The sequence below is a fragment of the Microbacterium sp. MYb62 genome (genome assembly GCF_002979475.1).
Classification (GTDB): domain Bacteria; phylum Actinomycetota; class Actinomycetes; order Actinomycetales; family Microbacteriaceae; genus Microbacterium.
Genome location: NZ_PCOY01000009.1, coordinates 1 through 22,431, shown reverse-complemented (window position 1 = coordinate 22,431; position 22,431 = coordinate 1). Strand labels below are relative to the sequence as shown.

Genomic DNA, 22,431 nt, shown 5'->3' with positions numbered 1-22,431 from the left:
TCCCGGCGGATCGAGAGGATGACGAATGCGCACACTGGTCCTGAATGCCGGATACGAGCCGCTCGCGATCGTGTCGTTCAAACGAGCCCTGGTGCTCGTCATGAACGACAAGGCGACCGTGATCGAACGTGTGGAGGAAGACCCCGTCTGGGGCACCCACGGCGTCTACGACCGCCCGGCGGTCATCATCCTGGCCCGATACGTCCGGGTGCCGACGAGCAGACGTGTGCCGGTCACGCGTCGAGGAGTCCTCCGCCGCGACAACCACCGTTGCGGTTACTGCGGGAAGGCGGCATCGACGATCGACCACGTGCTGCCGCGTTCGCGCGGGGGAGCCGATTCCTGGGAGAACCTCGTCGCCTGCTGTCTGCGCTGCAACAACGTCAAGAGCGATCGCACCCCGCAGGAGATGCGGTGGCAGCTGCGTTTCACCCCACGCCCCCCGCACGGCACGGCGTGGACCGTGCGTGGAACCGAGCGCAGTGACCCGCGATGGGAGCCCTATCTGGCACTGGCCGCGTGACGGACATCATCGCGGAAGCACGTCGTGCCCTCGCGTCCTCCATCGGTCCCTCCACGCGCCGCGAGGTGGCGGAGGCGAGGAACGATCCGGGAGGGGCGCGCGGAGCCTCCGACCGACGGGGCCCGCTGACCAGGGCCTGAGACGTCGAAGAGGGGCCACCCTCCGGGCGGCCCCTCTTCGACGTCGTGCCCTCGACAGGATTCGAACCTGCGACCTGCCCTTTAGGAGAGGGCTGCTCTATCCCCTGAGCTACGAGGGCGTGCGTCCAGTCTAGGCGACCGGCCGCACGCCGCCGTGTTTCAGTCCTCCCCGCGCCGCCACAGTTTCGACGGCCACCAGATCGCCTTGCCGATGTCGTACGTCAGAGCCGGGACGAGAAGCGAACGGACGACGAAGGTGTCGAGCAGCACCCCGAAAGCGACGATGAACGCCAACTGCACGAGGAACAGGATCGGGATGACCGACAACGCGGCGAACGTCGCCGCGAGAACGAGGCCCGCGGAGGTGATGACCCCGCCCGTGATCAACAGTCCGCGCAGGATCCCCTCCCTCGTGCCGTGCGCCTTCGATTCCTCTCGGACGCGCGTCATCAGGAAGATGTTGTAGTCGATGCCGAGCGCGACGAGGAACACGAATCCGAACAGCGGAACGGCCGGATCGGCCCCGGGGAAGTCGAAGATCCCGTTGAAGACGAGCGCCGACACACCCATGGCTGTGCCGAAGGACAGAACGGTCGTCAGGATCAGCAGAACAGGCGCGAGGATCGAGCGCAGCAGCAGCATCAGGATGAACATGATCACGACGAGGATGACGGGAATGATGAGATTCCGGTCGTGGATGGAGGCGTCGTTGGTGTCGATCGAGGTCGCGGTCACGCCGCCGACGAGGGCGTCCAGGTCGTCGAGGTCGCCACGGAGCTCTCGCACCGTGGCAGCTGCGGCCTCGGAGTCTGCGGCATCCGTCAGCGTTCCCTGCAGCAGAACGTCGCCGTCGACCGTGGTGGGGTCGGGCGCTGGCGTGCCGGGAGGGCCGACCGCGGTGATCCCGTCTTCGGTCACGGGAGCCGCGCCACTGGGAGAGTCGGCGGCCGTCACCGAGACGGCGTCGATGCCATCGTTCTGGAGCATGACGTTCGCGGCATCCTGCAGATGCTGTTCGTCGACCACCACGTAGGCCGGGCTGCCGGAGCCTCCCGGGAAGTGCTCGCCCAACGCCACCTGGCCGTCGCGCGCCTCGGAAGCGCCGAGGACCAGATCGGATTGAGGTACGCCGTCCGCATCGAGCTGGGTGATCCCGGCGGCTCCGGCGAGGAGGACGAGAGTCGTCACGATCCAGATCACACGCGGACGCCGCTTGATGAGACGCGCGAGGCGCGCCCACAATCCGGTCGTGCGCATACCGTGCTCCGCAGCGACGACCTCGGGTTCGAAACGCGGACGGCGCGGCCAGAACACCGCGCGGCCGAAAAGCAGCAGCAGCGAAGGCAGCAGCGTCAGTGCCGAGAGCATCGCGAACACGATCCCGATCGCCGCCACCGGCCCCAGCGTGCTGTTCGACTTCAGATCGCTCAGCAACAGGCACAGGAGACCGGCGATCACGGTGCCGCCCGAGGCGACGATGGGTTCGACGGAGCCCTTCCAGGCGGCGATGACAGCGGTGCCCTTGTCCTGTGCGACCCGCAGCTCCTCACGGAATCGGGCGACGAAGAGCAGGGCATAGTCGGTGGCGGCGCCGATCACGAGGATGAAGAGGATGCCCTGCGTCTGCCCGCTGAGCAGCAGCACCTCGAATTTCGCGAGCCACCACACGACGAGCAGGGCGACGCAGAGGGCGAACAGACTCGTCGAGAGCACGACGATGGGCAGCAGGAACGAGCGGTACACGAGCACGAGGATGACCAGCACGGCGAGGAGCGCGACACCCAGGAGCAGGCCGTCGATGCCGGCGAAACCGGCCACCAGATCGGCGCTGAACCCTGCGGGCCCCGTGATGTAGACCGAGATGTGGTCGGGAACGGCGGCACGCAGCTCATCGCCGAGAGCGGCTGTCGCATCGGCGAGCTCGGCATCGCCGTCGATCGGGATGAACGCCTGAACCGCCCGCCCGTCGTCAGAAGGGAGGGCCGGGGATACGTCGTCCCCGACCCCCTCGACGTTCGGGGCATCCGCGACGGCATCCGAGATCGCGTCGAGCTCTGCGTCGGTGAGCTCGTCTTCGGAGGTGAACACGGCGATGGCCGGGATGGAATCGCTGTCGTTGAACTCGCCGAGCAGCTGCTGCACCTGGGTCGCGTCCGCCGACTCGGGGAGGTAGGTGGTCTGCTCGTTGGATGACACCTCGTCGACCTTGCCGAAGAGCGGCCCGCCGAGGGAGGCGCCCACCAGCCACACGAGGATCAGAGCCACGGGGAGGAAGACGCGCACCCACGAGTGGCGTCGCGAACGCTCCCTGATCGGCGGAGTCGGCGTGGGGTCGGGGCGGGACATCGGGTTCCTTTCGGCGGAGATGGTTCGGAGGTCAGGCGACCCACGCGAGGATGAGGATCATCGTCGCGAGGAAACCGGCGAAGTAGTTCAGGGCGATGAACCGTCGCCATGCACGGTTGGTGGAGGCAGAGGTCTCGTCCGTGACGTTCCACCACGGGGCCGCGTTCACGACATACGGAAGCGCGAGCGCCGCAGCGAGCGGCCCCGGCCACGGCGTCAGGAGCATCGCCGCGCCCGCGATCACCCACAGGGAGAGCGACAGGCGTACCGTCGCGCGAGCGCCGATGACGGTCGCGACCGATGAGATCTCCGCCTCGCGGTCCGGGGCGATGTCCTGCACGGCTCCGAAAGCGTGGGCGGCCATGCCCCAGAGGAAGAACGCGGTGAGCGTGAGGACCGTGCCGGAGGTGACCGGCGCCTCCGCCAGGGCGAGTCCGACGATCGCCGGGCTCACGAAGTGGGTGCTCGAGGTGACGGAGTCGAGGAAAGGGCGCTCTTTGAAACGGAGGATCGGCGCCGAGTACGCGATCACCGCGAACACGCTCACCGCCAGCCAGAACCAGGACGTCGGATTTCCGACGATCACGAGGTAGACGAGGAAGGGAAGATTCGTCGCGGCCGCCGCCCACAGCGTCGCCCGGTGGATGCGAGGGGCGAGGAGCGCGCCCTCGATCCCGCCCTTGCGAGGATTCGCCAGGTCCGACGCGTAGTCGAACACGTCGTTGATGCCGTACATCGCCAGGTTGTAGGGGATGAGGAAATACAGGGTCCCGATCACGAAGGTGGCGTCGAGTTCTCGTGTGCTGAGAAGGTAGGCCGCAGCGAACGGGAACGCCGTGTTGATCCAGCTGATCGGTCGCGACGACAGCACGATCTGCGCGAAGTCCGCCCCGAAGGAGCGCGAGGGGGCCGAGCCGGCACTCACCGGGAATCCTCGTCGTCGTCGGGCCGTGGGTCGCGCGCTCGCCGTCGTGATCGCAGCGCCGTCCACACGGCCGGGAGGAGCAGCGCGCCCGCGAGCGGGTACGCGAAGTCCTCGATGGGAGCCAGACCGATGTGCACGCCGAGCAGCGGATCCTGCGCGTAGTGGAACAGTCCGCTCCCGATCATCGCGGTGTCGAACACGGCGGTGAGGATGAACAGCACCACGACGGTCAGCAGTACGGCGGATGGCATGGGACCGCGTCGACGGCTGGCGACGGACAGGACGACGCCTCCGATCACCGCCACGAGGAGGAAGCACGCGGCGAGCTGCGGGTAGGTCATGACCGACCGCCCTTCGTGCGGCGCCGCTCCCTGAGCCGGCCGAGGATGCGCGCTGTCCCGGTGTAGATGACCATCGTGCACACCACGAGGAAGAGCAGGAACACCGGCTCTTCGATGGGCAGCTCGGGCGCGAACACCAGTCCCGTCGCGATCGCGGCATCGCCACGTAGGAAGATGCCGTTGGCGATGCCCGCCACGTCCCACACGAGGAAGAACACGAGTCCGATCGCCGTCACGACCAGGGCCGACACCGGATCCCGCCAGAAGAACAGGCGGAACCGCCGATCCAGAAGCAGCATGCAGCCCAGCGACACCAGGAGGGCGGTGAGGTACAGGGCGCCCATCAGGACCGCTCCGTTTCGACGGCAGAATGCCGAGGCACCGGGAGCGGGCCGGGAGAGTGATCACCGCGGATGCGCTTGAGGACGAGCTCCGCGCTGATGAGGCACATCGGGACCCCGACGCCGGGAGCGGTGGTGGCGCCGGCGTAGAAGAGGCCCCGCACCCGCTTGGACGCGTTCTGTGCGCGGAACATGGCGCTCTGGGAGAGGATGTGGGCGGGCCCCAGCATCCCTCCCCGCCAGGAGCGATAGTCGTCGCGAAAGTCCGCCGGCCCCTTCGTCTCGCGCAGGACGATGCGTTCGCGGAGATCGGGGATCCGTGCCCAGGTCGAGATCTGGTCGATCGCGGCGTCGGCGGCGCGCTCGACCTCGGGTGATCCGGCACCCTCCGAGCCTCCGTGGCCGAGATCGACGTCCGCCGGGACCGGGACCAGCACGAAGAGGTTCTCGTGGCGGGCCGGCGCGACCTCGGCATCTGTCGCGCTCGGGCGGCAGACATAGATCGATGCCGGAACGGGGACGGACGGCGAGGGGCCGAAGATCGCGTCGAAGTTCGCGTCCCAGTCGTCGGTGAAGAACAGAGAGTGGTGAGGGAGTTCGGGGAGCGCCCCGCGCACACCGAGCATCACGAGCACGCCGCCGGGCCCGCTGGTACGTCGGGCCCACCAGGACTCGGGGTACGACTGGAGCGATCGCGGAAGCAGCGCGGTCTCGGTGTGATGTAGATCTGCGGCGGAGACAACGATGTCGGCGCTCTCGACGTGCGTGTCACCCGTGGCGTCGAGCCAGCCGACGCCGGTCACGTGGGTGCGACCGTTCCCATCCTGTGTACGGATGCCCGTGACGTCGGCCCCGGTCACGATGCGAACCCCGGCGCCGAGGGCGAGCGCTTCGATCCTTTCGATCACGCGCCAGAACCCGCCCTGAGGGTAGCTCACGCCTTGATCGAGGTCGAGCGCGCTCATCAGGTGATACATCGCCGGGGCCGTCCGCGGGTCGGTGCCGAGGAAGACCGCCGGGTAGCCCAGGATCTGGCGGACGACCGGGTGGCGGAAGCGGCGCGCCGCGAAGGACTGCAACCGTGTGCCGAGCAGCGTGGAGAGGCGGGGCAGCGCACGCAGCACCTCGGGAGTGAGCAGCGACCGCATCCTGGTGAACGGGTTGTAGAGGAAGTACTTCTGCGCCATGACGCCGGCGTGCCGCGCGGAATCGAGATAGGCGTCGAGTGCATCCGTGGAGTCCGGCTCGAGACCTTCGAAGAGTCGGGTGACCTGGTCTCGACCCGCGGGGACCGTGACCGGAGCCTGCGTCGCAACCGACGACTTCGGGGAGCCGAAGACCCGATATCCGGGGTCGAGCAGAGTGAGTTCGAGCTGTTCCGCGGTCGTGGTCCCCATCATCGCGAAGAAGTGGTCGAAGACCTCCGGCATCAGGTACCACGAGGGGCCGGAGTCGAAGCGGAAACCGTCGCGTTCGATCGTTCCGGCTCGCCCACCGACACGGTCGTTCTTCTCGAGGACGATGACCTCGTGCCCATCTCGCGCGAGCAGGCCCGCCGTCGCCAGCCCCGCGACACCCGCTCCGATCACCACCACCCGGCTCATCGGTCGCGTTCCATCGCGGTGACGACGACCGCGCGAGCGGCGAGTGCGGCCTTGACCGGATCCGGCACCCGAACGCGTCGGCGGTAGAGCTCATCGACGGGGGTCTTCGCCACGCGCCGAGTGAGCGAGGAGAAGAGGGCGTGGGCGCTGCGGACGGCGGCGCGGGCGTCCTTGGGCAGGAGGGGGATCGCCACGGCAGCATCCGCCAGCTGCCGGAGAACCGTGTCGACCCAGTCATCCCGCTGGCTGTCGGTCAGGCGATCCGATCCGCCGAGGTACCCGCGGTGCAGACGATCCGTGTCATCCGCGAGATCGCGCAGGAAGTTCACGTTCTGGAACGCGGCACCGAGCTGGCGTGCCCCGCGTCGGAGGGTCACGAGGTCGTCGTCGGTGTGATCCGTGCCGCGGAGGAACACCTGCAGACACATGAGTCCGACGACCTCGGCTGAGCCGTAGACGTAGGCCGCATGGGCCTCGGCGTCGTAGGCGGCGAAGCCGGAATTGCCCGCGATGTCGGCGCGCATCGAGTCGAAGAAGGGCTGGGTCAGGTCCTCGTCGATGCCGCATTCCCGTGCGGTGCGAGCGAACGCGTGCAGGATCAGATCGCTGCTGTACCCGCTGCGCATCGAGCGGTGGGTCTCGGCGACGTACGAGTCGAGGGCCGCGGACTGGGCAGTGCTGTCGAGGCCGGCTTCCGCCGCCACCCCGTCGACGATCTCGTCGGCGATGCGCACCATCGCGTAGATGTTCCGCACATGCTGCCGATGGCGGTCACCGAGAAGGCGCGTCGCGAGACCGAACGACGTCGAGTAGGTGCGGATGACGTCGGTGGTGGCGATCTCCGCTGTGCGGTTGAACCGGCGCAGCGCTGTGTCCTCGGACCGATCAGCGGGGTTCGCGGTCATCGGACGCGGCTTTCGACACGGCAGGCGAGCGCCCGAATGGTCTGCCCGGCCGCTGCCGGCAGGGAGCCGTCGGACTCCGCGTCGACCAGCATGGCCGACACGGTGTCGAGATGCTCCTGCACCAGGCCGCGCACGAAGCTCTCGGCGCCGCAGTCGCGCAGCCTGTCGCGGGTCTCTGCGCCCTCCGTCGTGCTCAGATCCGCGCGGCCGAAGTGCAGATCGATGGCCTCCCACTGGCTCGTCATGCGGGCATACGCGATGATCGCGGTCTCTTTGCCTTCTCGGAGATCGGAGAAGGCGTCCTTCCCGTGCTCATCCGGGTCGCCGAACACCGACAGCAGGTCATCCTGCAGCTGATACGCGAGACCGAGGTGCCGACCGATGGACGTGAGTCGCTCCTCGGTGGCAGGGGAGGACCCCGCGAGAACCGCAGCGGCGCGCAGGGGGAGGACGAAGGAGTAGGTCGACGTCTTGTCGGCGCTCGTCGACAGGATCGTGCGGAGATCGGGTGCGATGATCCCGTCGCTCAATGCGACATCGGCGTGCTCCCCGGCCACCGTCTCGAAGATCGTCTGCTCCAGCAGGGCGAGCAGGCGCTCCCTGGCCTCGGGGCCGATGTCCGCGCGCGCGAATCCCAGTACCGCGGACGACAGCAGCAGGTCGCCGAGGAGGATCGCGCTCGAACGGGCCCAGTGCAGAGCGGGTTCCACCGGCTCGCCGGGTCGTCGTGCGGCGAGCGCTCCGATCAGGTTCGGTCCGCGCCGTCGGATCAGATCCCCGTCGATCACATCGTCGTGGAGGAGGAACGAGAAGTGGAGGAGCTCGACGTGGGCGGCGACGTCGACCGCGCAGCGTGTCTCCTCCGTCGAGAGCGGCTCCGGGGCGAGCGCTTGCACGAGCTCCATGAGCAGCCGCGGGCGTATTAGCTTTCCGCCGAGGGCATGTGCCTCCGCCGCCTCCCACAGCCCGACGAATTCGCGCCCGTACGGGGCGGCCGCCGCGCGTCGTTCCGCGAAGCGCTGTCGTAACGCCTCTTCGATCTGTGTCCCGAGGGATTCCTCCGTCGTCGTCGCCCCCACGGTCAGACCTCGCCGAGCTGTCGCAGGAGGGGGAGCTGCTCGACCAGCCAGGGGCTGAAGGCGAACGGCGTGTGTGTGACGGCCGCGATCAGAGCGTCGACGTCGACCCAGATCCACTCGGAGACCTCGTCGGGGTTGGCCGTGGGCTGGCCGTCGATGACAGCGACGTGCACCGGACAGATCTCGTTCTCGACGATGCCGCTGGCGTCGACAGCCCGGTAGCGATACGCGGGGAGAGCGAGGCGGACGTCGGAGACGTCGATGCCGAGCTCGTCGAGGCCGTGTCGCCGCACGGCGTCGGGCATCCGCTCATCCGGCCGGGGGTGTCCGCAGAAGCTGTTCGTCCAGACGCCGGGCCAGGTGCGCTTCACCAGTGCCCGCCGCGTGAGGAGGAGTCGGCCGGCGGGGTCGAGGACGTAGCACGAGAACGCGAGGTGCAGCGGGGTGTCGCTCGTGTGGACTTCGCTCTTGGGAAGCGTGCCGACAGCGGTCCCGTCTTCGGCGAGGAGGGTCACGTCATCCATGGCATCTCCTTGACCTCAGCCCTCGAAATTTAGCTAACTTAGTGAGTAATCAACTTAGCATGAAACTGTTGGTGTGTAACATGATCGCATGGACACGGAGCCCGGCACCACCCCGCGCTCGGGCGCGGAGGCACCGCTCCCTCCAGTCGAGGCGACGGGGAGCCGGTCGGGCGCGACTCCGGACGGGTTGACCCACGCGGCGATCTACGACGTGGAAGCCAGCGATCCACGAAGCACGTTGATCGATCGGACGGGTGTTCCCCCGGAGGAGCTGAAGCAGATCGCCCGGCTCATGGAGTCTCTCGCCGGCCTCCGCGAAGCGGAGCAGACGCTCTCCCAGGCGTCCCGGCGGTACATGCGTCTGAACGAGACGGACATGCGCGCGCTGCACTACCTCATCGTCTGCGCGAACCGGAACCTGGTGGCGACGCCGGGGGGCATCGCCCATCATCTCGGCGTCTCGACCGCGGCCACCACGAAGCTCCTCGACCGCCTGGAACAGGGCGGTCACATCACCCGGGCACCGCACCCGACAGATCGTCGGGCGCTCCACATCAGCATCACTCCGGAGACCCGCCTCGCGGCGATGGAGACCGTCGGGCGTCAGCAGGCCAAGCGCTTCTACGCCGCTGCCCGGCTGTCGCCCGCCGAGAGAGATGTGGTCATCCGGTTCCTCGTGGACATGACGCAGGAGATCACTCTGCGCGACGAGCCCTGGCTGCAGGAGACGGCGGGCTAGCTCGCTGCGGGAAAGCGGTTCAGGCGCAGATCAATGCGCCGCGTTGTAGGCATCCACGATCGGAGCGGGAATGCGACCGCGCTCCGAAAGGGTGTAACCGTTCTCGTTCGCCCACGCGCGGATCGCCGCGACCTCGGGATTGCGCGCCGGACGCTTGCGGGGTGCAGACGCACGAACAGTCTGCGAAGAGCCGGCCCGTCGCCCTGCGGAGATATAGGGCTCGAGCGCCTTTCGCAATTCATCCGCGTGCGCCGAATTCAGGTCGATCTCGTAGGAGGCGCTATTGAGCGAGAAATGAACGGTCTCGCCTTCGCCGACCTCCAGGACGCTGCCATCGATGTCGTCGACCAGCTGGTGCACAATTCTTCTCGCCATGAAGGGGACTTTACTCTCCGAGAGGAAATGCGACAAGACGACAGGAGGGCGTGACGTCACAATTCACTTCGGCGCCGGTCAGGGAAGGAGACCGGCGCGACGTGCACGGGTGACGGCGGCATGGCGAGTGGAGGCATCCAGCTTCGACATCGCGGTGCCCAGATAGGCCTTGACCGTGCCCTCGCGCAAGCCGAGTTGCGCGGCGATCTCCGCGTTGGTCGATCCGAGTGCGGCGCAGGCGAGCACATCGGTCTCCCGAGGAGAAAGATGGATCGTCGGCACCGAACCCGTCGTGGTCGGTGCCGCATCGCCCGCCAGCGTCATCAACCGGCGCTCGACCTGCGCGATGCGGGCGCGGATGTCGGCGTCATCGACCGAGGCCGCGATGCTACGCAGCTCCGCGAAGCTCTCGCGCAGCTCTTCGCGCTGCGGAGGAGCGACGGCATCGCCCCCGAGTGGGGTCGTCTGCAATCGTCGCTGAACCTCGTCTCGGATGCGCAGCTCGTCGGCGACGGACTGTGCCACCTGCATGGCAGGGGCGGTGGTGACTCCGCCGACCTGCTCCTCGTCCCACCCGCCCGCGTAGAGGACTCCCCGGGACCGTCCCTGCACGATGATCGGCAGCGCGAGCAGCGTGCGCAGGCCCTCACCGAGGACGAACACGTCGTAGTCGTGCGTGATCTGCTGGGACGACCCGTAGTCGCTCGTCATCCGGGGGCGGAGCTCCATCATCGCCCGTCCGCCCAGTCCGCGTTCAGGGCGTACTCGCAGACCGTCGAGCGATCGTGTGCGGGCGCCGACGATGCTGGTCACGCTCACGACGCCCTCTTCGATGAGCCCGCCGAATGCGACAGGGAAGCGCGTGCGCCTGGCGAGCTCGCGCACGGCATTGGCGACGAGTTCTGCCTCGGTTTCGCGGGGGGTGACTGAGCTCACGACTACCTACTTCCGGGGGTGACGATGCAGTTCCCCGTTTCGTAGCGTCGACCCTACCATTCGCACGATCGAGTCGTGCGGGTAACCGGACATGTGGCAAGGAGGCCCCATGAGCGACCAGACGCACGCAGATTCCCACGGCGCGATCGACTACATCGCCGTCGAGCAGTCGCCGAGATTCCTGACTTTGAAACGCACCCAGCGATCGTTCATCTTCCCGCTCGCCGCGTTCTTCCTCGTCTGGTATTTCGTCTATGTGCTTCTGGCGGCTTTCGCCCCCGAATTCATGGGCCAGCGAGTGTGGGGCGACATCACCATCGGACTTCTCCTCGGTCTCGGACAGTTCGTGACGACATTCGGGATCACGATGGCGTACGTCTCTTTCGCCAATAGAAAACTGGATCCGCTCGCGACCGAGATCCGCGAAGAGCTCGAGAAGGCGCAGGGCGCGGCATGAACGGAATTCGCCTGGCTGCGGATCAGGCCGCGCTCGAGATAAACCCCGTCTTCAACATCTCGATCTTCCTGGCGTTCGTCGCGGTGACGCTCTTCATCGTGATCAGGGCCAGCCGCAACAACAAGACCGCGGCCGACTACTACGCGGCCGGACGATCCTTCACAGGTCCGCAGAACGGATTCGCGATCGCCGGCGACTACCTCTCCGCCGCCTCTTTTCTCGGCATCTGCGGCGCGATCGCGATCAACGGGTATGACGGCTTCCTCTACTCGATCGGATTCCTGGTCGCGTGGCTGGTCGCTCTGCTCCTGGTCGCGGAGCTGATGCGCAACACCGGCAAGTTCACGATGGCGGATGTGCTGTCGTTCCGCCTCAATCAGCGTCCGGTGCGGATGGCCGCTGCGATCACCACGTTGGCGGTGTGCTTCTTCTATCTGCTGGCGCAGATGGCGGGGGCCGGCGGGCTGGTGTCGCTGCTGCTCGGCATCGACGGCCGGGTCGGTCAGTCGATCGTCATCGCCGTCGTCGGGGTGCTCATGATCGTGTACGTGCTGATCGGAGGGATGAAGGGGACGACCTGGGTGCAGATCGTCAAGGCGTTCCTTCTCATCGGCGGAGCCCTGGGGATGACGGTATGGGTGCTCGCGATCAACGGGTTCAGTCTCAACACGCTTCTCGAGGCGGCCGTCGCCAACTCCGACAAGGGGGATGCGATCCTGGCTCCGGGGCTGCAGTACGGGGCGAACCCCTGGGACTTCCTGTCCCTGGGGATGGCCCTCGTGCTGGGCACCGCGGGGCTGCCCCACGTGCTCATGCGCTTCTACACGGTGCCGACCGCGAAAGAGGCACGCCGCTCGGTCGTCTGGGCGATCTGGCTCATCGGCGGCTTCTATCTGCTCACGCTGGTGCTCGGCTACGGCGCCGGAGCGCTCGTCGGGGCCGACGTCATCGCGGCCGCTCCGGGCGGCGTCAACTCCGCGGCGCCGCTGCTGGCGCTCCGCCTCGGCGGACCGGTGCTGCTCGGCTTCATCTCGGCGGTGGCCTTCGCGACCATCCTCGCCGTGGTCGCCGGCCTCACGATCACCGCGGCGGCATCCTTCGCGCATGACATCTATGCGAACGTGATTCAGAAGGGGCGCAAGGACGTCGAGGGCAAGCCGGTCGAAGCCGACCCGAACGGGGAAGTGCGCGTCGCTCGTCGCACCGTCATCGTGATCGGCATCCTGGCGATCCTCGGCGGCATCGGAGCGCAGGGGCAGAACATCGCCTTCCTGGTCGCCTTGGCGTTCGCGGTCGCCGCCTCGGCGAACCTCCCCACCATCCTGTATTCGCTGTTCTGGCGACGGTTCACGACCCGTGGTGCGGTGTGGAGCATGTACGGCGGACTGGGCTCGGCGATCCTGCTGATCATCCTCTCGCCGGTCTTCTCGGGGACGCCGACGTCGATGATCCCCGGGATCGACATCGCGATATGGCCGCTCAACAACCCCGGCATCATCTCGATCCCGCTCGGCTTCCTGCTCGGATGGCTCGGCACGATCACCAGCACTCGGAAGGAGTCCCCACAGCTCGCTGCGGAGATGGAGGTGCGCTCGCTCACGGGCTTCGGTGCCGAGAAGGCCGTCGAGCACTGAGGTGTCGTCATCGGACCGAGCATGATGCGTGGGCCCGGCGGCCTACTCGCCGGGCCCACGCATCGCTCGGGACGGCTCAGCCCGCCTCGAGGTCGAGGAGGAACCGCTTGCGCTCGGGGTGCGCGCCGTAGTGCCCCGCGCTGCCGTCGGATCGCACGACGCGATGGACCGGCACGATGATCGAGAACGGCGTGATCCGGCACGCTGTGCCGACGGCGCGTGCGGCACCGGGGTGCCCGGCGAGGACCGCGACCTCCCCGTAGCTCATCGTCTCTCCCCACTCGATCGTGCAGATCGTCTGCAGGGCGTTCAAGGCGAATCCGTCGACGAGTCGCCAGTCGAGTCGGAGATGTTCCTCGAAACGCACCGGCTCGCCATCGAAGTACTCGGCGAGGAGATGTGCCAGCTCGTCTGCGGCCCCCGGGTCGGGTTCGGGTACGGCCCGAAGCTGTCGAGAGATTCCTTCGAGAAGCCAGGGCACGTGAGGATCTTCGGACTCGGAGAGGTCGAATCGCACGATGCCCTCGTCGGAGAACACCGCGAGGGCATCGCCGAACGGGGTCGGAGCGAAGTCGTAGCGGAAGGTCATGCCCCTATCCTGACCGGGGTGACCGACCACGCGGCGCGTGCCTGCCGAGGAGAGTGGAGAACGCGAGCAGCGCGAGCACAGGGGAGGAGGAGTGCGGAAGGCCGTGAAACGGCGGGAATTCGGCGGAAACCCGCCTGGGATACGTCATCTCCGGGGGTCGCGCGCCTAGGGTGTCATTGTGTGGCGACGTGAAAGCAAGTCTGCGGAGGACACAGCGGTGGAGACTGCTGTGTCGATCGGCGATCTGCGCGTCACCGACACCGGCATCCAGATCGCGCACGCTGCCGAAGCCGAACGCAGTCGGCTGAGGGCCGAGGCCGCCGATCTCGGAGGCCCGTCGCCCCTGGTCAGCTTCCGGGACGGCCAGGAGTCGGGCATCGACATCTCGAAGGCGCATCCCGGCAGCCTGCCGCAGTTCATCACCGGCAAGTCGACGCTCCTCTCGAACCTCTTCCGCGACGAGGTGGGTCTGCGCACCGCGCGACTGGCCGCGGAGCGCATCACCGCCAAGAACACCGAGTTGCGCACCGTGCGCGGGATCGAGGCGGTGCATCTCGCCGTCGGCGTCGCCCGGTGGCGCATCGGGGGAGCGGAGTTCGCCGCACCGGTACTGCTGCGCCCGCTGGCGATCCGGCGCCACCACTCGGATTTCGAGCTCAAGCTCCAGGGAACGTTCGAGGTGAACCCGGAGCTCGCCCGCATCGCGCGCGATCACTTCGGGCTCTCCATCGATGCCGCGGCGCTCGCCGCCCTCGCCTATGACGGCGGCGTCTTCAAGCCGCAGCCCGTGATCGACAGCCTCCGTGCCATGACGCGGTCGATCGACACGTTCTCCGTCGAACCCCGACTGGTGGTCTCGACGTTCGCGGATGTCTCCGGCGTCATGTCCCGCGATGCGGGCAGCCTCGACCATCCGATGCTGAATGCCCTCGCCGGCCATGTGGGGGACCGCGAGCGGGTGACCGCGCCTCGAGCCGTGCCGCACCACATCGGCCCCGACGACCGCGCTCCCGCATCGGACAACCTCCTCCTCGACGCGGATGCCGAGCAGGAGGCGGTCCTCGCCCGCATCGCAGCGGGGCACTCGCTCACGGTGGCGACGCTCCCGGGAACCGGCGGAACGCAAACCGTGATCAATGCGCTCGGAGAGCTGGTGCGCGGTGGCAAGCGCGTGCTCGTGGTGTCGGCGCGCCGGTCGACCCTCGACGGGGTGCGCCACCGGCTTGCCGGAATCGGGTTGGACAGCCTGGCGATCTCCCCGGCGAGTGTGCGGCGCGACCTGGTCAGGGCGATCGGTCGGAACGAGAAGGCCACGGCTCCCAAGGTCAGCGACGTCGACGATGCGCTCGTGCGCCTGCGCACCGTGCTCCGTGACTACCGTCAGGCGCTCAGCGCCCCCGTCGCGGGGATGGACGCCTCGGTTCTCGACGCGACCCGCCAGCTCACCAGACTCGCGTCTCTCAAGGTCCCGCCTTCCACGACGGCGCGCCTCGGACCGGATGCGCTGCGTCGCCTCGCCGCCGACCGGACGGAGGCCGCAGAGGCGCTCGCGCAGGCGGCGCGTCTCGGGGAGTTCCGCTTCGGACCGGATGACTCCCCCTGGTACGGCGTGACCTTCGCCAGCACCGAGGCGGCGAGGGCCGCGCACGAGCTTGCCGGCCGATTGCACTCCCAGAGCGTCCCCGCCCTCCTCGAACGCGGCTACGAGCTGATCGCCCAGACGCACATGCGGCCGTTCTCGACCATCGATGAGCTCGGCGAATACCTGCGACTGCTGCAGGGGATCCGAGACTCCCTCGATCGCTTCAGCCCGACGGTGTTCGAGCGTCCCCTGGGGGAACTCATCCAGGCGCACGGTTCGCGCCGCGATGCCCCAGGTCTCTCCGGGGCGAACAGGCGGCGGCTGCGTCGACTCGCCAAGGAGTACGTCCGTCCGGGTGTCCACGTCACCGAGATGCATGAGGCCCTGCTCCGGATCCAGGCGCAGCGCACCCAGTGGCAGCGCTGTGTCGAGGCCGGTGTCGCGCCGGAGATCCCGCTCGGTCTCGCCGACGTGTATGTCTCCTGGCAGCGGGTCGAAGCCGAGCTCGCCGAACTCGATGTGGCGCTGGGACGCCGCGAGCCTCTGGCATCGCTCCCCGTCGCGCGTCTCGTGCGCACACTCGCCGGACTCGCCGCGAAGTCGGATGTCTTCGAGAACCTCGTGGAGCGCGCCCAGCTGCGTGACCGTCTCGCTCTCCTCGGGCTGGAGCCTCTTCTCGCTGAGCTGTCGGTCCGCCATGTGTCCGAGTCGCAGGTGGGGGAGGAGCTGGAGTTCGCCTGGTGGCAGTCGCTCCTCGAACGCGCCCTGCAGGACAACCGCGCGCTTCTCGGTGCGAACACCGCGGTCGTGGATCGCCTCGAGCGGGACTTCCGACTCGTCGACGAGGCCCACGCCGCCATGGCAGGACCGCTGCTGGCGTGGCAGCTCGCCAACCAGTGGCGGATCGCCATCGTGGACGAGCCGGTGCAGTCGCAGCATCTGCGCCGCGCGCTGACCCAGCCGTCGACGACGACCGCGCAGGTCGTCAGTGCGGCACCGGCACTCGTCGACGTGCTCGGACCGGTCTGGATCTCGTCGCCGTACCTCGTGCCGGAGATCCCGGATTCCGTGGAGTTCGACACGGTGCTCCTGGTCGATGCCGCGGCGATCAACCTGGCGGAGGCGGCACCGGCGATCCGTCGAGCGCGCCAGATCGTGGCGTTCGGCGATCCCGTCACCCAGCGGCCGACTCCTTTCCGCATCGCGGTCGACCCGGATGAGTCGTGGGAGGCGGAAGTGCCCTTCGATGATGTCTCCGCGTTCGAGCGTCTGTCCGAGCTCCTGCCCGTGATGACACTGACCCGCAGCTACCGAGCGGGCGGCGAGGATCTGGCCGAGCTCATCAACGACGCCTTCTACGGCGGCGAGATCGTGTCGCTGCCGTGGGCTGGCTCGTATCTCGGGCGCGGAAGCCTCACGGTCGACTACGTGGAAGGCGGCACGGGAACTCCCGATCCCGTCTCCGGCGCCGTCGAGAGCCCCGATGCCGAGGTCGCCCGCGTGGTCACCCTCGTGGTCGAGCATGCCGTGCATCGGCCGGCCGAGTCGCTCATGGTCGTGACGGCCAGTGCCCGCCACGCCGAGAGGGTGCGCGCCGCGGTCACCTCGGCCTTCGCGGGCCGGTCCGACGTCGCCGACTTCGTCGGTCGCGACACGGCGGAGCCCTTCGCCGTCCTCACCCTCGAAGAGTCGGTGGCGGAGAGCCGAGACCGCGTCATCTTCTCGCTCGGATTCGGCCTCACCAAGCACGGTCGCGTCCTGAGCGATTTCGGGGATCTCTCCACGCCCGACGGAGAGCGTCTGCTCACCGTGGGGATGACGAGGGCACGGCGTTCGATGGTCATCGTCTCGTCGATCCGCCCCTCGTCCTTCGACGACGGGCGCCTCGAGCACGGAGCCGCGACCCTGATGTCGATCCTCGGCGGACTCGCCGCTCGCAGCAGGGATGCCCGGCTGGAGGATCTCGCCGATCCGCTGACCCTCGCTCTCGCACGGGAGCTGCGGCGCCTCGGAGCATCCGTCGACGTCGACTACCGCGGTCTGCTTCCCCTCGTCGCGCAGTACGGCGGCAAGGCCGTCGTCATCGAGTCCGACCCGGAGTCCCGGGGCGAGTCCCTGCGGGAGACGCTGCGGCTGCGACCCCATGTGCTGCGTCGTCTGGGCTGGCACTACGTACGTGTGCATGCGTTCGATCTGTACAGCGATCCGGCCACGGCGGCGACGCGCATCGCCGCGGTCCTGGGCATCTCCGACTCGGCTCCCCGCGCCGAGAACGACACCCAGCCGATAGACATCGTCGACACGCAGAATGACTGACGGATCCGACGCGACGCCGCGCCAGCGGGTGGTGCGGGTGCCCGGCTCTCGGCGTGCGCGTCTGACGCCGGTTCCCGGGAGCGATCCGGAGCCGGAGTCCGGCCCCGTCGAGGCGTCGCCTCCGCCCGTGCGCCCCCGGGGAGCCAAAGGGCCGAACGACGAGCAGCTGATCCAGGACGTGCCGCCTCACTATTGAGGTCCCGTCCGCCCGCCGGCCTCCTTCCGACCGGGAGGCACGAACGAGAGACGCACGCCCCCTCCGAAGAGGGAACGTGCGTCTCGAATGCGTGTCGAGCGGTCAGGCGCCGCGCTGAGCCTTGAGCAGGTCGCGGATCTCGACGAGCAGCTCGGCTTCGCTCGCGGCGGCCGGCTCCTCCTCCGGCTCTTCCGCCGGAGTGCCCTTGCGTGCTTCGACGTGCGCCTTGAAGGTGTTCATCGGCAGGACGAAGACGAAGTAGACGACAGCCGCGACGGCGAGGAAGCTGATGATCGCCGTGATCAGGTCGCCGATCGGGAACACGACCGTCTCGCCGTAGATGCTCTGCACCGGGATGCCGAAGTTTCCGGCGGCATCCGCTTTGAGGAAGAGCGAGATGAGCGGGTTGATGATGCTGTTGACGACTGCCGTCACGATCGCGGTGAACGCGGTGCCGATGACGACGGCGACGGCCAGGTCGATGACGTTGCCGCGGAGCAGGAAGTCCTTGAAACCTTTGAGCATGGGATCCCCCAACAGATCAGCGCCTCAGGAAGAGGCCGGAGTCGACGCAGCCGCCGGTTTGGCGCTCGTCGTCGATTCCGTCTTCGATGATGCCGAAGCATCCGACGATCCACCGGATTTGGCGCGCGAGTCCGTGCGATAGAAGCCGGAGCCGTTGAAGGTGACGCCGATCGAGCCGTACTGCTTGCGCAATGCGCCACCGCACTCCGGGCATACCGTGAGCGCGTCGTCGGCGAAGCTCTGCACGGCGTCGAACTTGTGCCCGCACGTCGTGCAGGCATAGGCGTAGGTGGGCATGGGGTTCCTTGCAGATCAGCGTCGCGGGGGCGACAGGGTGAGGGTCTGCGACGGGGTGACGACGCCGTTCACCGGCTGGTCGTGCACCTCTCGCGGAAGTTCGTCGAGTACCTCGGAATCATAGATGACGGCGTAGACAGGCGGGCACTTCTCCATCGAGCCGATCGTCTTGTCGAAGTAGCCGCGGCCCCAGCCCATGCGCATCCCGGTGCGGTCGACAGCGGCAGCGGGGACGATCATCAGATCCACGTCGTTGACGGCGATCGGACCGAGGACCTCGCCGGTCGGCTCCGGGAGGCCGAACAGTCCTTCCGAGATCTCGTCGCCGTCGGTCGCCACCGCCCAGTCCAGGAGCCCGTCGGCGCGAGTGACCGGGAGGAGCACGCGGATGCCCCGACGCACGGCCCTCGTCACGAAGTCACGGGTGCCCGGCTCGGTGGTGGTGGAGAGGAAGCACGAGATCGAGCGCGCATCGAGCTCGTCGACCAGAGCGTCGAGACGCTCGCCGATCGCCGCCGCTGCAGCCTCGCGCTGCGGGTCGGAGAGAAGCTGGCGTCGTTCGCGGAGCTCGGCGCGGAGTGCGCGTTTCGCGTGTTCGACGTCGTTCGCCATGGCTCCGAGTCTACGGCGATGCTCACCGCTAGGCTGGGAGGATGGTTGACCATAAGATCAAGGCCGTCATTCCCGCGGCGGGGCTGGGGACGCGCTTCCTGCCCGCGACGAAGGCGATGCCGAAAGAGATGCTGCCTGTCGTCGACAAGCCGGCGATCCAGTACGTCGTCGAAGAGGCGGCGGATGCCGGTATCGACGACATCCTCGTCATCATCGGCCGCAACAAGAACGCCATCTCCAACCACTTCGACTCCGTTCCGGAGCTCGAGGTGAAGCTCATGGAGAAGGGCGACACGGGGCGGCTCGAGCGTGTGATGAAGTCGAGCGACCTCGCCGACATCCACTTCGTCCGTCAGGGCGAGCCGAAGGGGCTCGGGCACGCGGTGCTGCGCGCCCGCACCCATGTGGGAGACAGCTCGTTCGCCGTCCTCCTCGGCGACGACCTCATCGACGAACGCGATCCGCTCCTGACCGAGATGATCGCCGAGCACGAACGCTCCGGCGCTGCGGTGATCGCGTTGATGGAGGTCGATCCCGCCAACATCCACATGTACGGCGCCGCAGCCGTCGAGTCGATCGAGGGGTCCGACGCGGTCCGGGTGACCGGCCTCGTCGAGAAGCCCGCGCAGGAGGATGCGCCCTCGAACCTCGCGATCATCGGGCGCTACGTGCTCCCGGCGTCGGTGTTCGAGATCCTCGAGCGCACCGAGCCCGGCAAGGGCGGCGAGATCCAACTGACCGACGCGCTCGAGGAGATGGCCACCGATCCCGACGGCCCCGGCGTCGTCGGCGTCGTCTTCGGCGGCCGTCGCTACGATACGGGCGATCGCGTGGACTACATCAAGGCGATCGTGCAGCTCGCGTCGGACCGGGACGATCTCGGTCCCGAGCTGCGCCCCTGGCTCAAGGAGTTCGCGGAACGCCTCTAGGCGACTCCGCGGGCGTCGGTGCGGCATGGATCTGGCGGCAGGAATGCGACACGGACCCATCGAACTGCGGCTCGTCCGTGCGAAGGATGCCCGGCCGCTGCAGCACGAGCTGCTGGCGAACAGGTCCTGGCTCCAACCATGGGAGGCGACGGTCCCGTACGGGTCGGTCTCGTTCGACATGCGACTCAGCATCCGTCGTCTTCTCCAGCAGTACCGCGACGGCTCGGGCTACCCGTTCGTCATGGAGTACGACGGCGAGATCGCCGGGCAGCTCAACGTCTGGGGGGTCGCTCGGGGCTCGCTGTGCTCGGCGACGATCGGATACTGGGTGAGCGAGCGCTTCGCCGGCCGGGGGATCACCCCGACGGCGGTCGCGCTCGCCACCGATGCCTGCTTCACGGAGTACGGGCTCCATCGGATGGAGATCTGCATCCGCCCGGAGAACGTGGCGAGCCTGCGTGTCGTGCAGAAGCTCGGCTTCCGCTACGAGGGGCTGCGTCGTCGCTACATCCACATCGATGGGGACTGGCGTGATCACTATGCGTTCGCGCTCACGAGGGAAGACGTCCCCCAGGGTGTGCTCGCACGATGGCTCAGCGGTCAGGTTCCGACCGAGGCCGCGACCGTGCCGCCGTCCGACCGAATCGCCCACTGAGGCGCCTCCACGGGTGAGTATCCGCAGGGAGTCGTCGCGACACGCGCCCTCCTGTACGGCGCTGTCCCCTCTCAGCCCTTAGCGTGGTGAACATGGACGGGCCGGTGCTGAGCGGGGGAGTGATCGTGCTCGTCGCCGTGCTCCTCTGGATGCTCTATCTGCTTCCGTCGTGGCGGGGGCGATTTCAGTACAACGCCTCCGAGCGCAACGCCGTTCGTCTGAACCAGGCCCTGCGCGTTCTCGCCGAGACGAGTGAGACCCCGGGCGAAGTGCGCTTCGAATTGAACGCGCGCACCGCCCTCGCGCAGCAGAAGCTGGCGAAACGGGTGCAGTCCGAGCGGGAGGCCGCTGAACTCGAGAGTCTTCGTGAGGAACTCGCCGCGACCAGGGCCGACCCCGTGATCCGTCGTGCACGAGCGCGCAGAAGGGTCCGCGTGGCGGCGACCACCACGGTGCTGCTCGGGTTCGTCGCCGCAGGCTTCGGTGTGTGGCAGCTTCTCGCCGTCGGGAGCTCGCTGCTGCTCTGGATCGGCGGAGTCATGGTCGTGATCGCCGGCATCACGCTGCAGAGAATGGCGGCCGTCGCGACCAGAGTCGCCCGTGCCACCCACGTGGTCACCCGTGCGTCGACGCCGCGTGTCGCCCCCGAGCTGCATGACCAGGGGCCGGCGACGTGGACGCCTCGTCCACTGCCGGAGCCGTTGGTGTCTGTGTCGGGGTCGCGTGCGCAGGCTGCGCAGGCCCAGATCGAGGCGCAGGAGCAGCGTCGGAAGGCAGCAAGGCTCGCCGAGCTGCGTGAGCGGGCCGAGCAGATGGCCCCCGAAGCCCCGGTCGCTCTGCCGGCCGCCTCATCGCCGTACGCGCGGATGGGATTCGTCGACGACGCCGAGATCGAGGCGCACGTGCGCGATCTGCTCTCGCGCCGCGCTGCGGGCTGACCGGCCGCGACGCGAACAGCTCTTCCGCCGTGATAGCGTAGATGTCGTTCACGGGCCTATGGCGCAGTTGGTAGCGCGCCTCGTTCGCATCGAGGAGGTCAGGGGTTCGAATCCCCTTAGGTCCACAGAACAGAAGAGCCCCGGTGAGAACCGGGGCTCTTCTCTTTTCCCTCTTCGTTCGTCTCCTCGCCGCGTTCCGGGCTGCGCGTCATCGCCGACAAGCGGTCGAACGGCGCGGGTAGGGCGTCCGGCATGACCGGAGCCGCCGACGCCGACGACGATCAGACCCTGATCGCGCAGGGAGAAGCGCTGCGCGCTGGCGATGCCGACACTGCCTACGCACGTCTGGAACGTGCTGCAGAGCAGGGGAGCGGGGAGGCGATGCCGAAGCGAGCTGCCCACCTCGGGATCCTGGCATTGAACGCCGGAGAGGAAGCGGAGGCGGACTCCTGGCTCGAGGCTTCCGCGAACGGCGGTCTCTCCGAGGCCTTGTTCACGAGGGGGCCTCGAGCGGAGGAGAGGGGAGACCTGGGAGTGCGCGAAAGTGGTTCCGTGCCGCAGCCGAGGCCGGCGACGAGGCCGCGCCGTCCCGGTCGGCCACGCTCCCGCACGGAAAAACGGGCGACACGCCCGGCGGTCAGCCCTGATTTGCCGGATCCCCGGGATCCGCGTAACTTATTACTTGTTCGCCCCAAACGGTTGAGCGGAGGTCCTCGGACCGGCTCCCGTCAAGTAACGAACACCTCCCGAATCCGAAACACTCACAGAGTGAACAGGATGAAGGTGCTGATCCGTTCCCACGGTCAGGCCGAAGAAACTCGGACTTGACAACGGAAGCGAGATCGGTAAGATAGAGAAGTTGCCCTGCGGGCCTGGCTGTGATGGCTGGGTCGTGGGAGCATCCGATCCTTGAGAACTCAACA

The 22,431-nt window shown here is 67.9% G+C and carries 23 protein-coding genes and 2 tRNA genes; 10 read left to right on the top strand and 15 right to left on the bottom strand.

Annotation, left to right across the window (positions count from 1 at the left end):
* Window positions 1-25 precede the first annotated feature (25 nt).
* Window positions 26-523, top strand: coding sequence for an HNH endonuclease (locus CQ042_RS10890; RefSeq protein ID WP_029258662.1), 498 nt, complete (start codon window positions 26-28; stop codon window positions 521-523).
* A 186-nt stretch (window positions 524-709) separates the two neighbouring features.
* Here the strand turns inward: CQ042_RS10890 and CQ042_RS10885 are convergent.
* The 9 genes from CQ042_RS10885 to idi all read right to left on the bottom strand — a co-directional run bounded on the left by CQ042_RS10885 (window position 710) and on the right by idi (window position 8,728).
* Window positions 710-782 (bottom strand) — tRNA-Arg (locus tag CQ042_RS10885).
* Between the two features lie 40 nt (window positions 783-822).
* On the bottom strand, window positions 823-3,009 hold the full coding sequence (locus CQ042_RS10880) for an MMPL family transporter (RefSeq protein WP_105670508.1): 2,187 nt from the start codon (window positions 3,007-3,009) through the stop codon (window positions 823-825).
* Between the two features lie 31 nt (window positions 3,010-3,040).
* The gene (locus CQ042_RS10875) at window positions 3,041-3,934 is read right to left on the bottom strand and encodes a prenyltransferase (protein ID WP_105670507.1); all 894 of its coding nucleotides are present in this window, start codon (window positions 3,932-3,934) and stop codon (window positions 3,041-3,043) included.
* The gene (locus CQ042_RS10870; protein ID WP_105670506.1) at window positions 3,931-4,275 is read right to left on the bottom strand and encodes a lycopene cyclase domain-containing protein; all 345 of its coding nucleotides are present in this window, start codon (window positions 4,273-4,275) and stop codon (window positions 3,931-3,933) included. Before CQ042_RS10870 ends, CQ042_RS10875 begins: the two co-directional genes overlap by 4 nt.
* Window positions 4,272-4,619, bottom strand: a complete 348-nt coding sequence (locus CQ042_RS10865) for a lycopene cyclase domain-containing protein (RefSeq protein ID WP_105670505.1) — start codon at window positions 4,617-4,619, stop codon at window positions 4,272-4,274. Before CQ042_RS10865 ends, CQ042_RS10870 begins: the two co-directional genes overlap by 4 nt.
* Entirely contained in the window at window positions 4,619-6,220 is a 1,602-nt protein-coding gene (crtI, locus tag CQ042_RS10860; RefSeq protein WP_105670504.1) for a phytoene desaturase family protein, read from the bottom strand. The genes CQ042_RS10865 and crtI overlap by 1 nt, the downstream gene beginning before the upstream one ends.
* Complete coding sequence (locus CQ042_RS10855; RefSeq protein WP_105670503.1) at window positions 6,217-7,125, bottom strand: squalene/phytoene synthase family protein; 909 nt, start codon at window positions 7,123-7,125, stop codon at window positions 6,217-6,219. The genes crtI and CQ042_RS10855 overlap by 4 nt, the downstream gene beginning before the upstream one ends.
* The gene (locus tag CQ042_RS10850) at window positions 7,122-8,204 is read right to left on the bottom strand and encodes a polyprenyl synthetase family protein (RefSeq protein WP_105670502.1); all 1,083 of its coding nucleotides are present in this window, start codon (window positions 8,202-8,204) and stop codon (window positions 7,122-7,124) included. The genes CQ042_RS10855 and CQ042_RS10850 overlap by 4 nt, the downstream gene beginning before the upstream one ends.
* Window positions 8,205-8,206: 2 nt before the next feature.
* The gene (gene idi, locus CQ042_RS10845; protein WP_105670501.1) at window positions 8,207-8,728 is read right to left on the bottom strand and encodes an isopentenyl-diphosphate Delta-isomerase; all 522 of its coding nucleotides are present in this window, start codon (window positions 8,726-8,728) and stop codon (window positions 8,207-8,209) included.
* 88 nt (window positions 8,729-8,816) lie between these two features.
* Between idi and CQ042_RS10840 the strand changes: the two genes are divergently transcribed.
* Window positions 8,817-9,467 (top strand): MarR family winged helix-turn-helix transcriptional regulator, encoded by a 651-nt coding sequence (locus CQ042_RS10840; protein ID WP_105670500.1) that lies wholly within the window; start codon window positions 8,817-8,819, stop codon window positions 9,465-9,467.
* 30 nt (window positions 9,468-9,497) lie between these two features.
* On the opposite strand, the gene CQ042_RS10835 is transcribed toward CQ042_RS10840, so the two are convergent.
* On the bottom strand, window positions 9,498-9,842 hold the full coding sequence (locus CQ042_RS10835; RefSeq protein WP_105670499.1) for an Lsr2 family protein: 345 nt from the start codon (window positions 9,840-9,842) through the stop codon (window positions 9,498-9,500).
* 78 nt (window positions 9,843-9,920) lie between these two features.
* Entirely contained in the window at window positions 9,921-10,778 is an 858-nt protein-coding gene (locus tag CQ042_RS10830) for a LuxR C-terminal-related transcriptional regulator (protein ID WP_105670498.1), read from the bottom strand.
* A gap of 109 nt (window positions 10,779-10,887) precedes the next feature.
* Between CQ042_RS10830 and CQ042_RS10825 the strand changes: the two genes are divergently transcribed.
* Together CQ042_RS10825 and CQ042_RS10820 are read left to right on the top strand one after the other, a co-directional pair.
* Window positions 10,888-11,235, top strand: a complete 348-nt coding sequence (locus tag CQ042_RS10825) for a DUF485 domain-containing protein (RefSeq protein ID WP_105670497.1) — start codon at window positions 10,888-10,890, stop codon at window positions 11,233-11,235.
* Window positions 11,232-12,869, top strand: coding sequence for a cation acetate symporter (locus tag CQ042_RS10820; RefSeq protein WP_105670496.1), 1,638 nt, complete (start codon window positions 11,232-11,234; stop codon window positions 12,867-12,869). The genes CQ042_RS10825 and CQ042_RS10820 overlap by 4 nt, the downstream gene beginning before the upstream one ends.
* Window positions 12,870-12,945: 76 nt before the next feature.
* Here CQ042_RS10820 and CQ042_RS10815 read toward each other — a convergent pair whose 3' ends face one another.
* Window positions 12,946-13,458: a methylated-DNA--[protein]-cysteine S-methyltransferase gene (locus CQ042_RS10815; protein WP_105670495.1), complete on the bottom strand. Its 513-nt coding sequence runs from the start codon at window positions 13,456-13,458 to the stop codon at window positions 12,946-12,948.
* 217 nt (window positions 13,459-13,675) lie between these two features.
* Here CQ042_RS10815 and CQ042_RS10810 point away from each other — a divergent pair, with 217 nt between their 5' ends.
* Window positions 13,676-17,356 carry an ATP-binding protein gene (locus tag CQ042_RS10810; protein ID WP_105670494.1) on the top strand — a complete coding sequence of 1,227 codons (3,681 nt, stop codon included), beginning with the start codon at window positions 13,676-13,678 and terminating at the stop codon, window positions 17,354-17,356.
* Complete coding sequence (locus CQ042_RS10805; protein WP_105670493.1) at window positions 17,349-17,552, top strand: hypothetical protein; 204 nt, start codon at window positions 17,349-17,351, stop codon at window positions 17,550-17,552. The genes CQ042_RS10810 and CQ042_RS10805 overlap by 8 nt, the downstream gene beginning before the upstream one ends.
* Before the next feature lie 102 nt (window positions 17,553-17,654).
* Here the strand turns inward: CQ042_RS10805 and mscL are convergent, their stop codons facing one another.
* The 3 genes from mscL to CQ042_RS10790 are packed head-to-tail and all read right to left on the bottom strand — an operon-like array spanning window position 17,655 to window position 18,986.
* On the bottom strand, window positions 17,655-18,077 hold the full coding sequence (mscL, locus tag CQ042_RS10800) for a large conductance mechanosensitive channel protein MscL (protein ID WP_105670492.1): 423 nt from the start codon (window positions 18,075-18,077) through the stop codon (window positions 17,655-17,657).
* A gap of 24 nt (window positions 18,078-18,101) precedes the next feature.
* Window positions 18,102-18,374, bottom strand: coding sequence for an FmdB family zinc ribbon protein (locus CQ042_RS10795; protein ID WP_105670491.1), 273 nt, complete (start codon window positions 18,372-18,374; stop codon window positions 18,102-18,104).
* Window positions 18,375-18,389: 15 nt separating this feature from the next.
* Window positions 18,390-18,986: a 5-formyltetrahydrofolate cyclo-ligase gene (locus CQ042_RS10790; RefSeq protein WP_105670490.1), complete on the bottom strand. Its 597-nt coding sequence runs from the start codon at window positions 18,984-18,986 to the stop codon at window positions 18,390-18,392.
* Between the two features lie 41 nt (window positions 18,987-19,027).
* Here CQ042_RS10790 and galU point away from each other — a divergent pair, with 41 nt between their 5' ends.
* The 4 genes from galU (at window position 19,028) to CQ042_RS10770 (ending at window position 21,633) form a co-directional block, all read left to right on the top strand.
* Window positions 19,028-19,915, top strand: a complete 888-nt coding sequence (gene galU / locus CQ042_RS10785; protein ID WP_105670489.1) for a UTP--glucose-1-phosphate uridylyltransferase GalU — start codon at window positions 19,028-19,030, stop codon at window positions 19,913-19,915.
* A gap of 43 nt (window positions 19,916-19,958) precedes the next feature.
* Window positions 19,959-20,570, top strand: a complete 612-nt coding sequence (locus CQ042_RS10780; protein WP_105670488.1) for a GNAT family N-acetyltransferase — start codon at window positions 19,959-19,961, stop codon at window positions 20,568-20,570.
* Between the two features lie 92 nt (window positions 20,571-20,662).
* Window positions 20,663-21,508, top strand: a complete 846-nt coding sequence (locus CQ042_RS10775; RefSeq protein ID WP_105670487.1) for a hypothetical protein — start codon at window positions 20,663-20,665, stop codon at window positions 21,506-21,508.
* Between the two features lie 52 nt (window positions 21,509-21,560).
* Window positions 21,561-21,633, top strand: a tRNA-Ala gene (locus CQ042_RS10770).
* Window positions 21,634-22,431: the final 798 nt, after the last annotated feature.